At 45.1% G+C, this 14,706-nt stretch carries 10 protein-coding genes; 4 read left to right on the top strand and 6 right to left on the bottom strand.

What is annotated here, in order from left to right; genetic code table 11:
• Positions 1-9 precede the first annotated feature (9 nt).
• The 4 genes from ACQEXR_RS14755 (at position 10) to ACQEXR_RS14740 (ending at position 7,548) form a co-directional block, all read left to right on the top strand.
• Positions 10-1,092 (top strand): ketoacyl-ACP synthase III, encoded by a 1,083-nt coding sequence (locus ACQEXR_RS14755; RefSeq protein WP_331428258.1) that lies wholly within the window; start codon positions 10-12, stop codon positions 1,090-1,092.
• 98 nt (positions 1,093-1,190) lie between these two features.
• Positions 1,191-2,321 (top strand): exonuclease SbcCD subunit D, encoded by a 1,131-nt coding sequence (locus ACQEXR_RS14750; RefSeq protein ID WP_331428259.1) that lies wholly within the window; start codon positions 1,191-1,193, stop codon positions 2,319-2,321.
• A 9-nt stretch (positions 2,322-2,330) separates the two neighbouring features.
• Positions 2,331-5,372, top strand: a complete 3,042-nt coding sequence (locus ACQEXR_RS14745; protein WP_331428260.1) for an SMC family ATPase — start codon at positions 2,331-2,333, stop codon at positions 5,370-5,372.
• A gap of 118 nt (positions 5,373-5,490) precedes the next feature.
• On the top strand, positions 5,491-7,548 hold the full coding sequence (locus tag ACQEXR_RS14740) for a hybrid sensor histidine kinase/response regulator (protein ID WP_331428261.1): 2,058 nt from the start codon (positions 5,491-5,493) through the stop codon (positions 7,546-7,548).
• 26 nt (positions 7,549-7,574) lie between these two features.
• Here the strand turns inward: ACQEXR_RS14740 and cqsA are convergent, their stop codons facing one another.
• The 6 genes from cqsA to ACQEXR_RS14710 all read right to left on the bottom strand — a co-directional run bounded on the left by cqsA (position 7,575) and on the right by ACQEXR_RS14710 (position 14,437).
• Positions 7,575-8,756, bottom strand: a complete 1,182-nt coding sequence (gene cqsA / locus ACQEXR_RS14735) for an alpha-hydroxyketone-type quorum-sensing autoinducer synthase (RefSeq protein ID WP_331418389.1) — start codon at positions 8,754-8,756, stop codon at positions 7,575-7,577.
• Positions 8,757-8,966: 210 nt separating this feature from the next.
• A complete protein-coding gene (locus tag ACQEXR_RS14730; protein WP_331428523.1) occupies positions 8,967-9,923 on the bottom strand; it encodes a TDT family transporter in 957 nt (318 codons plus the stop codon).
• A 124-nt stretch (positions 9,924-10,047) separates the two neighbouring features.
• On the bottom strand, positions 10,048-11,448 hold the full coding sequence (clcA, locus tag ACQEXR_RS14725; RefSeq protein ID WP_427020638.1) for a H(+)/Cl(-) exchange transporter ClcA: 1,401 nt from the start codon (positions 11,446-11,448) through the stop codon (positions 10,048-10,050).
• Between the two features lie 418 nt (positions 11,449-11,866).
• On the bottom strand, positions 11,867-12,847 hold the full coding sequence (locus tag ACQEXR_RS14720) for a GTP-binding protein (protein WP_331418392.1): 981 nt from the start codon (positions 12,845-12,847) through the stop codon (positions 11,867-11,869).
• A gap of 97 nt (positions 12,848-12,944) precedes the next feature.
• The gene (ylqF, locus tag ACQEXR_RS14715; RefSeq protein WP_138970686.1) at positions 12,945-13,880 is read right to left on the bottom strand and encodes a ribosome biogenesis GTPase YlqF; all 936 of its coding nucleotides are present in this window, start codon (positions 13,878-13,880) and stop codon (positions 12,945-12,947) included.
• 62 nt (positions 13,881-13,942) lie between these two features.
• Positions 13,943-14,437 carry a GGDEF domain-containing protein gene (locus ACQEXR_RS14710; RefSeq protein WP_427020657.1) on the bottom strand — a complete coding sequence of 165 codons (495 nt, stop codon included), beginning with the start codon at positions 14,435-14,437 and terminating at the stop codon, positions 13,943-13,945.
• Positions 14,438-14,706 lie beyond the last annotated feature (269 nt).

Here is a 14,706-nt window from a genome sequence, read left to right as displayed (position 1 = left end):
AGGCCCTGAATGAAAAATTTCTATGCAGAAATTACTGGTTGGGGGAAATGCCTACCACCAGCTACGCTCTCTAATGCGGATTTAAGCACTTTTCTTGATACATCAGATGAATGGATTAGAACCAGAACTGGTATTGAAAACCGCCGCATCAGTCACGTCAACACCTCTGACATGGCCACCGTTGCCGCAAAGCATGCGTTGGCTTGCGCGGGTAAAAGTGCTGATGAGATTGACCTCATTATTATTGCCACCTGTTCACCAGACTCACTCATTCCGAATATTGCCTCTAAAGTCGCTCAGAATCTTGGCATTAAAGCCGCAACTGCGTTTGATCTTAATGCTGCGTGTACGGGATTTGTCTATGGTTTAGAAACAGCAACACGTCTGATGCAGGCGGGTAATTATCAAAATGCGATAGTGGTTGGTGCTGAACGTTTGTCATTCTTTATTGACTGGACAATGCGTGATACTGCCGTGCTGTTTGGTGATGGCGCGGGCGCAGTTGTGTTAACTCGTACAGAAGAGCAAGTGGGCTTGCAGCAGGCACAACTAGGCTGTGACTCCGCTGGACGTGACATTCTTTCTGTTCCTAAATTTGGCACATCAATGGATCGTTTTGCTGCCGACAATGGCTATTGGGATTTCAACTTTGTAGGTAAAGAGATCTTTAAACGAGCTGTAAAAGGTATGGGTGCCGCAGCGCAAAACGTATTGGCGCGTAGTGGTTTATCCACTGACGACATTGATGTGGTCATCCCGCATCAGGCAAACATTCGCATTATCCAAACCTTATGTGATCTCTCTGCAATCAGCCAAGATAAAGCGTTCGTTAATATTCACAACTATGGCAATACGTCAGCGGCGACGGTACCCATCGCGTTATGTGAATCCCTAGAACAAGGCTTCGTTAAGCCAGGAGATAACCTACTATTGGCTGCATTTGGTGCGGGCCTCACTTGGGGCGCTTGCCATATTCGGTGGGGTGACCGGGTAACCCCTGTAGGAGAAAGTAACGCGGCACTACCTGAATGTAATCAGAGCGCACTTGAGCTGCTGAGCAATGCTATCGAGCATTGTAAAAAGCGCGCTTAACTCCCTTATATATCAGCAAAAGTCGCACTTAAGGTGCGACTTTCACTAGCATTAATATTATTATATTGGCCTAACGATAAGAACAACGCTGGGCTTGTATGAAATTCCTCCACACCTCTGATTGGCATCTTGGCCGCCAGTTTCACAACGTCTCACTTTTAGACGATCAAAAAGTCGTACTTCAGCAAATTATTGAGTATATCGAGACTCATTCTGTTGATGCCTTGGTCATCGCGGGAGATATTTACGATCGTTCCGTACCACCGACGGCAGCTATTGAAGTGCTCAATCAATTTGTGACAAAAGTGTGTGGAGAATTGCAGCTTCCTATCATTATGATCTCGGGAAACCATGATGGCGCAGAGCGACTAGGATTTGGCGCTGAACAGATGAAAAGCTCGGGTTTACACATTCTGTCGAGCTTTAAGGATATGTTGCAACCTGTTGAATTAGAGACTGACATTGGTCGTGTGTCATTTTATGGCATGCCTTACAGTGATCCTGAACAGGTTCGTCACCATTTCGGTCAGGCGGTATCGACTTACGATCAGGCGCACGCACTACTTTGTGAGCAGATTAAGCAGCGCGTCCAGCCAAGTTCTAAGAACATTCTAATCAGTCACTGTTTTGTTGATGGTGCCATTGAGTCTGAGTCAGAACGCCCACTATCTATCGGTGGTTCTGATCGGGTCAGCCATCAGCATTTTGTCGATTTTGACTATGTGGCACTAGGCCATCTCCATCAGCCTCAGTACAAGGGCGAAGAGTTTATCCGCTATTCCGGCTCTTTAATGAAGTACAGCTTCTCTGAGCAACATCAGAAAAAAGGCATGACATTGGTGGAGTTCGATATCAATGGTTTCAAGTCAGCAACCCATATTGATCTTGTTGCGCCTCATCAAATGAGAATCATCGAAGGCGAGCTTGATGCCATCATATCTGGAGCGAAAACCGATCCGCAGTCTAACGACTATCTGCTGGTTCGTTTAATGGACAAGCACGCCATTCTCAACCCTATGGAAAAATTAAGAGCCGTGTATCCCAACGTGCTGCATTTAGAGAAACCGGGGATGTTGATCGGTGTTGAGCAGCAAATGGCCGCAGCCAAACTTGCTCGAAGCGAGGTGGATATGTTTCGAGATTTCTTCATTGAAGCTCAGGATAGCGAACTGACACCAGAGCAAGATCAAGCGATCACAGATATCGTCAAACAGTTAAACCAGCACTAAGGGTATACGATGAAACCGACTCAACTTACCATGCAAGCATTCGGGCCTTTTGCTGAGCGCGAAATTGTCGATTTTACTAAGTTAGGAAGTAACCCTCTGTTTCTTATCAACGGTCCTACGGGCTCGGGTAAGACATCGATTCTCGACGCTATCTGTTTCGCTTTGTATGGAGAAACAACGGGTAACGAGCGTCAGGGTATCCAGATGCGTTGTGACCAAGCCAAAGAGGAACTGCCGACGGAAATTACGTTGGAGTTTACACTAAATGATCGTCATTACCGCGTTACTCGCTCGCCAGAGCAAGAAGCACCTAAAGCGCGCGGAGAAGGAACGACAACCCGCAAACATACCGCGTCGCTTTATGAGATCACCCATGGTGAGCAACTGATTACCAGTAAGACGGTACAAGTAAAAGCAGAGATAACAAGCTTACTCGGGCTAAATGAAACTCAGTTTCGCCAAGTGATGGTGTTACCTCAGGGTAAGTTTCGTGAATTGCTGCTCGCCAGTTCGAAAGATCGTGAGGCAATCTTTGGGCAACTGTTTCAAACAGATGTCTATAAGAAGATTGAATTTGCCCTTAAAGACAAAGCGAGTGCTATTAGTAAAGCGAAAGATGAATTTGATAACCAAATTCGCGGCGCTTTACAGGTCGCCGAAGTCACTACCGAGCAAGAGTTGGCAGCACGTGAGCTAGCCTTGGAGGCTGAGCTAGAATCTGCGAAAGCCCTAGAACATAGCGCGCATGAAAAGCTTAACCTCGTCAAAAGTGAACTCCTTCGAGCTCAGGCGATTCATGATCAATTCATCAAGCTGGAAATTAGTCGTAACGCGTTGGCGAATCACCGTGCCAATAGTAATCAGATAGAAGAGATTAACACTAAGCTTCACGCAGCTCACATTGCCACTAAGCTTGAGGTGCCATATGCAAATCTTGCGTCCATTAAGAAACAGATCGACGATTTCGCGAGCAGTATTGCCACGTTAAACGGACAGATAGAAGATGCCCGACTGGCTCATAGCAAAAGCCAAATGGAGCTAGAGCTAGCACAAACAAACGCCGATCAGATTACCAAACTGAATGAATGCCAATTTCAGCTTGAACAAGCAAAGATAAAACTTGCAGAAAAGCAGCTGTTAGAGCAGCAAGTGAGTTCACTCATCGCAATGCGTGACGAGTTAGCAAGAAAGCAGGTCCAATACCTCGGACTGAAAGATAAGTTGGTTAAAGAATCCGATATCGCTGCTAACTCTTTGCAACAGGCTCGTCAGGACATCAGTGAGAAGGCAACGCTAGAAAACAAGATGTTGAGCCACCAGCATCTGTTAACAGACTTGAAGAAATACCATGCGATCAAGATTGAACTCGATCGCCTACTCGGTTTGTCAGGTGAGCACGAAAAATCACTGGCGGCAGCAAAAACTACCTTTGAGGAAAGGCGGAACTATGCCGACCAATTGGAGCTAGGGTGGCACAACGCACAGGCATCGATTCTTGCGCAGAAACTGGAACAGGATCAGCCTTGCCCAGTCTGTGGTAGTTGCCAGCATCCTCAACCCGCCAAATTAAGCAGCGAAAGCGTCACCAAGGAACAAGTTCAGAGTGCACGACAGCAAGAGCGCCATGCGTTAGAGCAGTTCAACCTTGTCAATAACGCGTACAGCCAGCATAACAATACGCTAGAACTGCAACAACGACAGTTAAATGAAGCGGCGAGTCAGTTACAAGATAATGTCACAGCAGATGTTGTTCAGTTAGAGGATCAATTAGTTCAGATCAGGCAGAGAGTCGAGGCGTTATCGACCATTGATTTAGCGAAGATGGAACAGGATGTGGTTGAACTCAATCAGCGTTGTACCAACGGTGATGAGAAAATCAACCAACTCAAAGCGGAAATCGCGGCAAACGAATCAGCCCTCAAGGTACAACAACAGCAGCTTGACAAAGTTGCATCGGCGATCGATGCCAATTACCCCTCTGTAGAGGCAGTGGAACAGCAGTATGCAAGTAATCAAGCGACTATCGAACAGCTTAAGCAGGCGTTAGAAAGAGCCAAACAGACGAACGAGCAGATCACTTTACAAGTGACAAACCTACAAAGCCAGTTGGCAACCAATAACCAGCTATGTAATGACGCGCAGCAAAAACGCGATCAGTGCGAACAGATATGGAATTCAGAGCTAGAGCGTTCGGGCTTCGAATCTGAACACATCTTTTTGCAAAGTCGAACAGAAGAGCCGCAAATCGTATTGTGGCAAAAGACGGCGAATGAGTATCAAGAAACAACGGTTAAGTTGCAACAAACCGTCGCTGACTTAGAACAACACCTGACGAACTGTGAGAAGCCTGATTTAGATAGCAAAAAGTCTCAATTATCACAGGTTGAGCAAGAGTATCAGCAGGTGAGAGCAGCGTTAGACGCCGTCCGTTCTTTGTTTCAAAGGGTCGAAAAAGTACAGCAAGACATTGCGATTCTGCATGAAAAAAATAGACAACTGGAAGCTGAATACCGAGTTTACGGAACACTTTACGATGTCGCCAGCGGTAAAACAGGCAGCCGAGTAAGCTTACACCGCTTTGTGCTAGGTGTATTGCTTGATGATGTGTTGATTCAAGCGTCACAGCGATTAAGCATCATGAGTAAAGGTCGTTACCACCTAGTGCGAAAGATGGATGGCTTTAAAGGTTCGGCAGGGCGAGGACTCGATTTGAGTGTAGAGGATGGCTATACCGGAAAAAGCCGTGATGTGGCGACTTTATCTGGTGGTGAATCTTTTATGGCAGCGTTGGCGTTGGCTCTTGGGCTATCAGATGTCGTTCAGTCATACAGTGGTGGTATTCGTCTTGATACGTTGTTTATCGATGAAGGTTTTGGCAGCCTAGATCCAGAGTCATTGGATCTGGCTATTCAGACTCTGGTTGATTTACAGCAAGCAGGGCGAATGATTGGTCTAATCTCTCACGTCAGTGAGTTAAAAGAGCAGATAGCGCAAAGAATTGATGTGCATGCAAGTCGTGTCGGCAGCACAATCAGACTCGTGGTCACATAACGCCAGATCTGTTGCAGCGTTAATTGGTTCGCTGTCGTTATGTGTGCTAAGAATTAGTTAGGTAGAACAATTATAAACTTTTGTCTTATTGTGTGGTTAGGTGACGTTAAGGTTAACAATGGTCTCGATATCGGAATCGGTTCGTAAAGTTTACCAATATGCAGAACCCAATCTAACGTTAGTTGGTTGGATGGGCTTGCTTGGCTTTCCGACATACTATTATGTATGGAGCTACTTGTTCCCACAACCATACGAATCATTGTCAATGCGATTGGCGTGTTCAGCATTGTTTGCAGTTTTAGCGCTACGCAATTATGTCCCTAAGTACCTTGAACGCTATCTACCGCATTACTATTTTTTTGCCATAGGGATATGTTTGCCCTACTTTTTTAGCTACATGATGTTCATGAATCATTGGTCGACAGTTTGGGCAATGTCATTCATGGCGTCTATTTTCCTTCACGTGCTGCTTGTTCACCAAACGAGCTTGATGCTGGTACAGGCGACAGTTGCTATCGTGCTTGCCTATCTTACCGCGTACGGCTTAGATACCGAATACGTACAGCAAGAAGTCGTATGGGCATATATGCCAATATTCCTTTTTACCTATGTGTTCGGAAACCTGTTTTATTTCAGGAATCAGGTGGAACATGAAAGTAAAGTGTCACTGGCGAAGTCTTTCGGTGCAGGAATGGCTCATGAGATGCGTAATCCGCTTAGTGCACTGAAAGCCTCTCTTGATGTACTTAATTCCCTGCTGCCCGATGAGAGCATAAGCCGTCAATCAGGTTACAAGTTGTCTTCACAGGAGTTGGCGCTAGCACGCGATGTGATTAGCGATGCCGACGAAGTGATTAGAACCGGGAATGAGACCATCGACTTGTTGCTTACCTCGATTGATGAGAATCGCGTTTCACGCACGACATTTAAAAAGCACTCGATAAGAGCAATCACTGAAAATGCGTTAGACAGCTTTGCCTACAAGAGTCTAAAAGATAAGAAAGCGGTAGTGTTAGCTGAAGGCATCGATTTTGAATTTTTTGGTAGTGATGCATTAATAAAATACGCATTGTACAACTTGTTGAAAAACGCGTTCTATTATCAAAACAACAACCAGTTTGAAATCGTTATCGAACTTAGAAGTTATGAATGGCACAACGAACTGACCTTTACCGATAACGGAGTGGGCATCGCTCCCCAAGTTATTGAGCATATTTTCAACGACTTCTATACCTTTGGCAAAACAGGCAGCTATGGATTAGGCCTACCATTTTGCCGCAAAGTGATGAAAGCGCTTGGTGGCAATGTGTCATGCTGCTCTAAACTTGGAGAGTGGACTGAATTCACCTTGATGTTCCCTAAGTATGATTCCTCTGAAGTTAAGCAAATCAAACAGGATCTGATGAAGTCAAAATCGGTGCTATATATTGGTCAGCAAAATGCATTGATGCGACAAATTAACCAAGAGGCGTTCTACAAAGATTTCCGGCTTAAAATACTGGACTTAGATGCAGCGAGTAAAAAAGAAGAGTACGAGTTCGAATTCGATTTGATCCTAGTCGACTTGGACAGTGCGGTTGATAAACCACTCTCTTTGATAGAGTTGGAGAGTAAGCTGCATTTTACAGAAGGACGGATAGTCTTCTTATATGATCAAAATAGTCAGTATCATAATGATATTGAGCGTCACTTAGTCGTTTATCCTATTGAAAAACATAGGATGATGCTTAGTGCAAGTAACATTATTGATGAGCTATTCTTCGAGGACATAGAGCCGAACAGAAACGTCTTGCCACGAAAATCGTTTGATTGTGGCAAAACCATTGTTGTGGCCGATGATAACCAGTCGCTACGATTTTATACATCGGTATTACTCGAGCAGCAGGGCTTCACTGTTCTCCAAGCGAGTAATGGCCAGCAGGTACTTGATGAACTGCAGCAAAAAGATGTCGATTTAATCATCATGGATCTCGAAATGCCGCAATTGAATGGACTGCAAACGACCAGTGCTATCCGCGCTTCGCAGCAGCGCTATGCTTCCATTCCGATATTGGCGCATACCGGTAATTCGAGTGAAAGCGTCATTGCTCAAATTCACGAGGCGGGTATGAATGACTACATTATTAAACCGGCGGCAACAGATAAACTTCTCGATAAGATTGCCAATTGGATTTAATTCAGGCCCTATAAAGGGCCTGAAGATTAAAGAATATACATGTCTGATTGCTCAGCTGCTTTGGAGCATACGTAAATAATTTTATCGAGTTGCTTTTCGCTAAGAGAACTGTTTAGAGAGAATCTAATCAAGTTTTTATTTCTTGCTGTTGCCGGCCGACAAAATACGGCACCAAATAGACCATGATGTTCTAAAAAATTGCGCACTTTTTCTGTATTTCGTTCGTCACCAGTTTCAAGTGAAATAATTTGAGAATGGCTACGAATGGTAATGTTCTTTTTAACCAGTTCATGCTTTAAATAATGACTGATCTCCTCTAATCGACGACGTCGCTCATCACTCGCTTTTATAACTTGTAAGGTCATATCAAGCCGTTCAACTTCGTAGGGTAAAAGTGCAGAGCTAAAAATAGCAGGGTAAGCAACGAATGGGATACACTGATTTGCCTGATTATTACACCATATAGCACCAGCACGATAAGCGAATGTTTTGGCGAGACTTGCGGTCATAAAATCAACCAAATGAGTAAGACCAAGTTGGTGAAGTAGACCGGCTCCTTGTGCGCCAAAAAGACCAAGCGAGTGAGACTCATCGACAACAATCGCACAGCCATATTCCTTAGCGATGGATATCATATCGCTGATTGGGGCAATGGTACCGATAGTGCTGTATATCGAATCAATGACAACAACACCTGCGCCATGCCGTTTAAGTAGTTTTTCAAGATGACGGACGTTGTTGTGCATAAATGGGTGGACATCGCACCCAGCAATTCTTGCTCCCTCCCATAATGACATATGAGCAAAAAAGTCGACGTAAACCTTTGTGTGTTGGTGACAAATTGTTTGCAGTAGAGCGATGTTCGCTTCCCAACCAGATTGAGAAAGTAAACACGATTGAAACCCAGTGAAGCTCGCTAACTGATGCTCAAGACTCGGTTTACGCTCTTCGCTCTGTAGGAATATTCCAGACATTAACGGGCTGGTTTGGCAACTTGCTATCGCATTGATATGTTGTTTAACAATCAGATCATGATTAGCAAGGTCAAGATAATCATTGCTCTGAAGAACAATATCATCTTGTTTAGGTGTTAAACCGAGAACAAGATGCCGCGAATTATCATTTTGATTGATAAGATCTTCAATATGATGATTAAGCTTGTCGTGAATAAATTGTGGCAAGGCCGATTGGTTGTGTAATGTATTCATTTTTGAATATCCTTTTTATTGCGAGACAACGCCAGCTGACAAAGGATATATGTATCAAATGATGAAGTTATGCGAGTGCGGTATTTAATATTTGTAGTGTTGGCTACAGAGATAAATATTGCCTATATTTATAGCTGCTCTTCCTATATAGGCTTTAGCCATCTTAGGGCGATAAAATAATACCGTCCATTGTGTGTTATTTTGAAAAATCTATCTATTGTCAGACAAGATTTCCGGCCAATACATTTTGAAATAACCAACCGTTACCCAGACCACCAATCCGGTGGCGACGGAAAGTTCAAATAGACCAAATCGATGTAACCAGTACCAGTGAGGATAGTTTTCACCAAAGAAAGAGGTGAGACGGTGCATAGCAATCGCACTAATCACGGAAGGGAAGGTGACTGCTGCGATGGAAGGCTGAAACTTGAGACGCATCAAGCGTATGTAACAGAGATAAATCAGTAGCGTCATAGTAATAGCGATTCCCGCCAGTGCACCTGTCAAAATCGGATCTGGATGAGGAAAGTTAACTAGGTAAGACGCTAATGTAAGGTTGATGGGTGCCGCCATTATGGCAAGTGTTGGTTTGGCACGCTTAGGCAACATTCCTTCAAAAACGAGACGATAGAGAATCAACGGCAGCATAAAGAAGTAAATGCCGATGCAAACCATAACCAGTGATTCAGAAAAAACGTTGTGACCAAATTGAGTGCCAGCTAACGAACTACTGATAAGGCCAACTGGATAGAGAAACCAGCTTGGTACGATGTTGGACATCTTGAAGTTCAACAACTGAAAAGTGAAGAACAAGGTCATCATTGTCAGATGCAATAGTAGGGCTACAAACCAAATTGGGTAAGCGATCACCGGCGAAATAAGGGCGAGATAATCACACAAAATCAACAGTGCCATGCTCATTGGAGCCATAAGACTGCCACTCAACGGGTGACGAATGTCATTAATAAAAGTGGAGTAACTGGTGAGATATTTTACCAAAACCGGAAAAAGCAATAGTGCCCCAAAACCTGCAAGGTAAGGGCGTATTAGCTCACCGATTTCTGGAATGTAGAGTGCCCAAGCATGACCAAGACCGATCATACCGAGAGCCAAAGCGGCTTGAGACGGAGGGACACTCTGGAATTGAGTAAAACGTCGCCAGTTCAAAAAGATTCATCCTATATGCTGCTAAATCGGCGTGATAAGCAAAGCTATCTTTTGACTGAGACACTCCTTTGCCTTGCTTTAATCTGCGGCGATAATAGCAAGCCAAACGGTTGCGAGGCAAATCTCATTGCGCATTTGTCGGGAGATCTTTCTGTCTTAACTTCTCATTTTTAAGAGTTCGATGCAGCAGTTGGCTGTAGATCGGTTGTCCACCTAGCATTTGAGCAAAAATAACGGCCCCCAAGCTGGTGATGATTAATGGCAGGATTAGGTAGTAGTTGTTGGTCATTTCTATTACCAACAAAATGCCGGTGATAGGAGCCCGAACCGTCGCAGCAAATAGGGCTCCCATACCCGCGATTGCAAACATACCGGGTGTAATCGGTAACTCTGGAAATAGTCCTTGTGCAATGAGACCGAAAGCGTATCCAAACAGCGTCCCAAGTGCCAGCATTGGCGCAAAAATGCCACCTGGTGCCCCTGAACCAAAACAGATCATGGTTGTAGCGATACGTGCGACGAACATCAGCAATAGTATCGACGCGCTGTAGCCGCCATTAGTAATATTGGGAATAAGGCTTATACCACCCCCCGTCACTTCAGGGAAGTAAAGCAGCATAATGCCAAAGCAACCACCAATAAGTGAGCCTGTGATCAAGTAACGTTTACGGTCATTTCTATGCAGTTTAACGAACAGATCCTGTGACAAAGTCACCAGTTGGTTAAACACAACCCCAAACATGCCAAACAGGGCACCAAGAAGGAGAAAGAGCCACAAGGTCGCGAGATCTGGCGCTTGATATTGGGGCATGGTGATGACTGCATCTTGACCATTGATATAGCGGAACACAATGTTGGCGGAAATGGCGGAAATAATCACCGCTCGAATAGAGATTAGCGAGTAACGAAACTGCGGACGCATCTCTTCAACAACGAACATAATCCCCGCAAGAGGCGCGTTAAAAGCAGCCGCTAGGCCGCCGGCCGCACCTGATGCCAGCAAAGAGTGTTTGGTGTCGTCATTGTCGACTTTAAAAATGTCGGTCACCATACGACCTATCGCTCCACCCATTTGCACCGTTGGGCCTTCGCGTCCCAGCACCATACCAGAGCCTAATGCACCCATGCCACCAAAGAACTTTACTGGGATCACTCGCCACCAGCGTACAGGGCGAATTCCATCCATCGCGCCCTCGATTTCAGGAATACCAGAACCGGCAGCCTCTGGAGCGAATCGATGAACTAAAAAATAGCCGATGAAAGCGAGTGACGCGCTAATGATAAATGCCGCTAACCACAATGGAAGTAGGCTGCCAATCTCGCTTTTTAGCCACTCTGTACGGGTTTCTGATACGAAGTGAACTGCAATTTCGAAATAGGTGCCAACGAGCCCAGCTAGCACTCCAACTAGGAGTGAAAGAAACAACACGGAAATCGGAGTCTTGTCCTTGGAGAGAAATTGATTAATTGCATCCTTAGGAACTTTTGCAAGGAAGGAATGCTTCAATTTTTCTCTTTTGGTCATGGACGTGAGGGCTCCGTAATTTGAGGATAGATGGAGTATAGTGCGAATTATACGCCGATCTTAGACTAACTATAGCGACAAGATTGAAATATTGATTTTCATAATTGATAAAAAGACAACAGGCGAACGGATGGAAAATGAATAAATACTGAAGCGAGTTCACAATAGTGACGTATAAATGCCTTGCTGAAGCTTGCAAAACTGGGGATTTGAACCATAGTTTAAGTGTAAGGCAATCTGAACCGACCCGCATGGAGGAAATTGTCGCCTTACCTACAATTTGGATGGATTCAACGAAATATTTGAAAGCCTCGTCATTGATCAGGTCGCAACTTATGACTTCCTGATTCGCAAACTCACGATTGAGTAACGAGGGATAGGGCGCACTTATGGTGCGCCTTTTGTCGTTTAATGAGGCCTACTGCTCAAGGTTGGCAATTCTTTTCAAGACGGACTCTAGCTGGTCCCAAGGGAGTAGTTGGCTGTCGATCACCTCGATGCGGCTCTCAAAGCCTTGTAGTGACATTTCATTAACGGACACAACGCCATTACTTACGTTGAATGCGTAGCAACCGTTCGTGGTATTTAATACCCCTTTCACGCGTTCCGCTGTGAGATCAGAAAGCATCGAAAATAATAAATCAAAATCAAAAATAACTTCCGCGCCAAATAGCCAGCCACAGCTGAAATAGCCCTGACCTTTGTTTTCCTTACGCACGTAGAGCTGATCGGGAGCCAACGCAAACTGAGGTTCTTGCTCTGCGTGTTCATGATGATGCTGCGCTAGCTCAGAAGATGGAGCATTGTTGCGACGTTGACTATCAAGTAGCTCAATAGGAAAGCGTCCTTGTTTGACTAGCTGACTGTAGATTTTAGGTGGATTTTGATCGGTGACCCAGTCATTAAAGGTATCAATATCGCTCACATGGCACTGGTCAACTTTGTTACCGATGATAATGTCCGAAATGGCCAGTTGATCGGTAAAGTTGCTGTTCTCGGTATATTTGGGGTTCGATAAGTTGCGCGGGTCTACTAAGCCTATTGTTGCACGCAGATCGATATAGTCAGCGAATTGAGCAGATGTTAACGTTGCCAGCACCTTGTGAGCATGGCCTAAACCCGTAGGCTCGACAATTAAACGATCGGGTTTCGTGCGCAGTAGCGCGGTTATCGCGACAGACATTGGTACCCCAGCAGCACAGCACATACATCCACCAGGAACTTCTTTAATTAACGCACCTTGATCTGTCATCATGGCACCATCGATACCTATTTCACCAAACTCGTTGACCAAAACGGCCCACTGCTCGTTTTGTGGCTTTTCTTTAAGCAGGGAGAGAATAGCTGTTGTTTTACCAGTGCCTAGAAAGCCTGTAATGATGTTGGTAGGAATTTTCATCAATCATGTTCCTGTGTGGTTTTTGTTATAATATAACAGAAATCTCGGGTGGTGGAGTACAAAAAGGGCAGCGGAGAAGCTGCCCTATAACAATCGCTTAGCGCTTGTTTTTCAGATACCGTTTGCGACGTTCTTCTTTTTTCTTCGCTTTCATTTCTGCTTTATGTGCCGCTTCGATTTCAACTTCGATAAGCTCTTGTGTAATCATCTCAGGCAATTCTAGGGTGATTTGCCCTAACGTGCCGTTACGCAGTTCGTGAAGCAAGATTTCTGAACATTTATGTAGGTCAACTCGCCCGCCAGCACGTAATGCTCCTCGGCGGCGACCGATCTCTTCCATCAGTTCAATGTCACTGTCCGGAAGTTCTTCGATTTGGTAGCGCTCTTTAAGACGTTCAGGGTAGGCCTTAGCTAAGTATTCCACCGTATAGAAGGCAACTTCATCATATTCCATCGCCGTATCCTTAACTGCGCCGGTGGCGGCAAGGCGGAAACCGCTATGTGGATTCTCAACTTTTGGCCATAGAATTCCCGGTGTATCAGAGAGAACGATGCCGTTTTGCAGATTGATCCTTTGTTGGCGGCGAGTCACGGCTGGTTGATTGCCTGTAACGGCAACTGCACGCCCCGCAAGCGTGTTAATGATGGTTGACTTACCCACATTCGGAATACCCATGATCATGGTGCGAATGTTTTTGCCAATCTCTTCTCTATGAGGTGCGAGCTTACGACATAGCTCAAGGATCTTTGTGACTTCTTGAGTATTGCTGGTGGTGATGGCCATCGCCTTAACGTTGTTTTCTTTCTCAAAATGGTCAATCCACAACTGAGTTAACTCAGGATCTGCCAAGTCACGTTTGTTGAGAACCTTAACGACCGGCTTGTCGCCACGGAGCTCGGAGATCATCGGGTTCTCGCTACTAAAAGGGATACGAGCGTCCAACACTTCGATGATGACGTCAACTTGAGGAATTGCTTCTTCGATCTCTTTACGGGCTTTGTGCATGTGCCCAGGAAACCATTGGATAGACATAGGATTAACCTTGAAATTCAAACTTGCGACAATTGTAAGGAGAAATTGCCCATAGTAAAGCGCTAAACGGGAGATGTGTCATGTTTAGGCTCGATTCTATAATGGTTTCGTCCCGTTTCCTTGACCCGATACAGGGCGCGATCTGCGGCTTGAATCATCGCTAAAAGTTCGTCGTAATGATCAATATGGGCGGTTGTAGCACCAACACTGATGGTGATGAACTCTGCTGTTGCCGAGGTATGGTGCGGTATGTTTAGTGCATTAACCGAAACGACTAATTGACTTACATAGGGCTCAAGATCGATGGGCATGTCATTTGCCATGATGATGCAAAACTCTTCGCCACCGTAGCGGGCAACAAGATGTTGATAGGGTGTCTCGACCGCGCTCAGACACTTTGCCACTTCAACGAGGGCGCGATCGCCTTCGATATGACCATAGGTGTCATTGTAAAGCTTGAAGTGGTCTATATCGACAATAACGACAGCGATGTAATGATACTGTTCCAGCTCGATGTAGGTATTTGCGGTATCGTAAAGGTGCCTGCGATTGGCTATGCCGGTTAAGGAATCGATGGTCGATTGCTTCTACCGCAAAGCAGAACCTCGCAGCAACGCATTCCGTCAAGGAAAACGCACTTCAGCTTAAAGGGCAGGTCAGTGAGTTCTATCAACTAGCCAAACGATTTGAAGAGAAATAAAAAAGCCCTGCTCATTTGAGCAGGGCTTCCACTTAGAAGAGTGCGTTGATTACGCTAGCAATTCTTTTGCTGTGTTTACTACGTTTTCAGTAGTGAAACCAAACATCTTGAACAGTTGGTCAGCTG

Source organism: Vibrio sp. TRT 2004, from assembly GCF_050113735.1.
GTDB lineage: Bacteria > Pseudomonadota > Gammaproteobacteria > Enterobacterales > Vibrionaceae > Vibrio.
The sequence above is the reverse complement of the archived record's forward strand: the minus strand, read 5'-3'. Positions and strand labels throughout refer to the sequence as shown.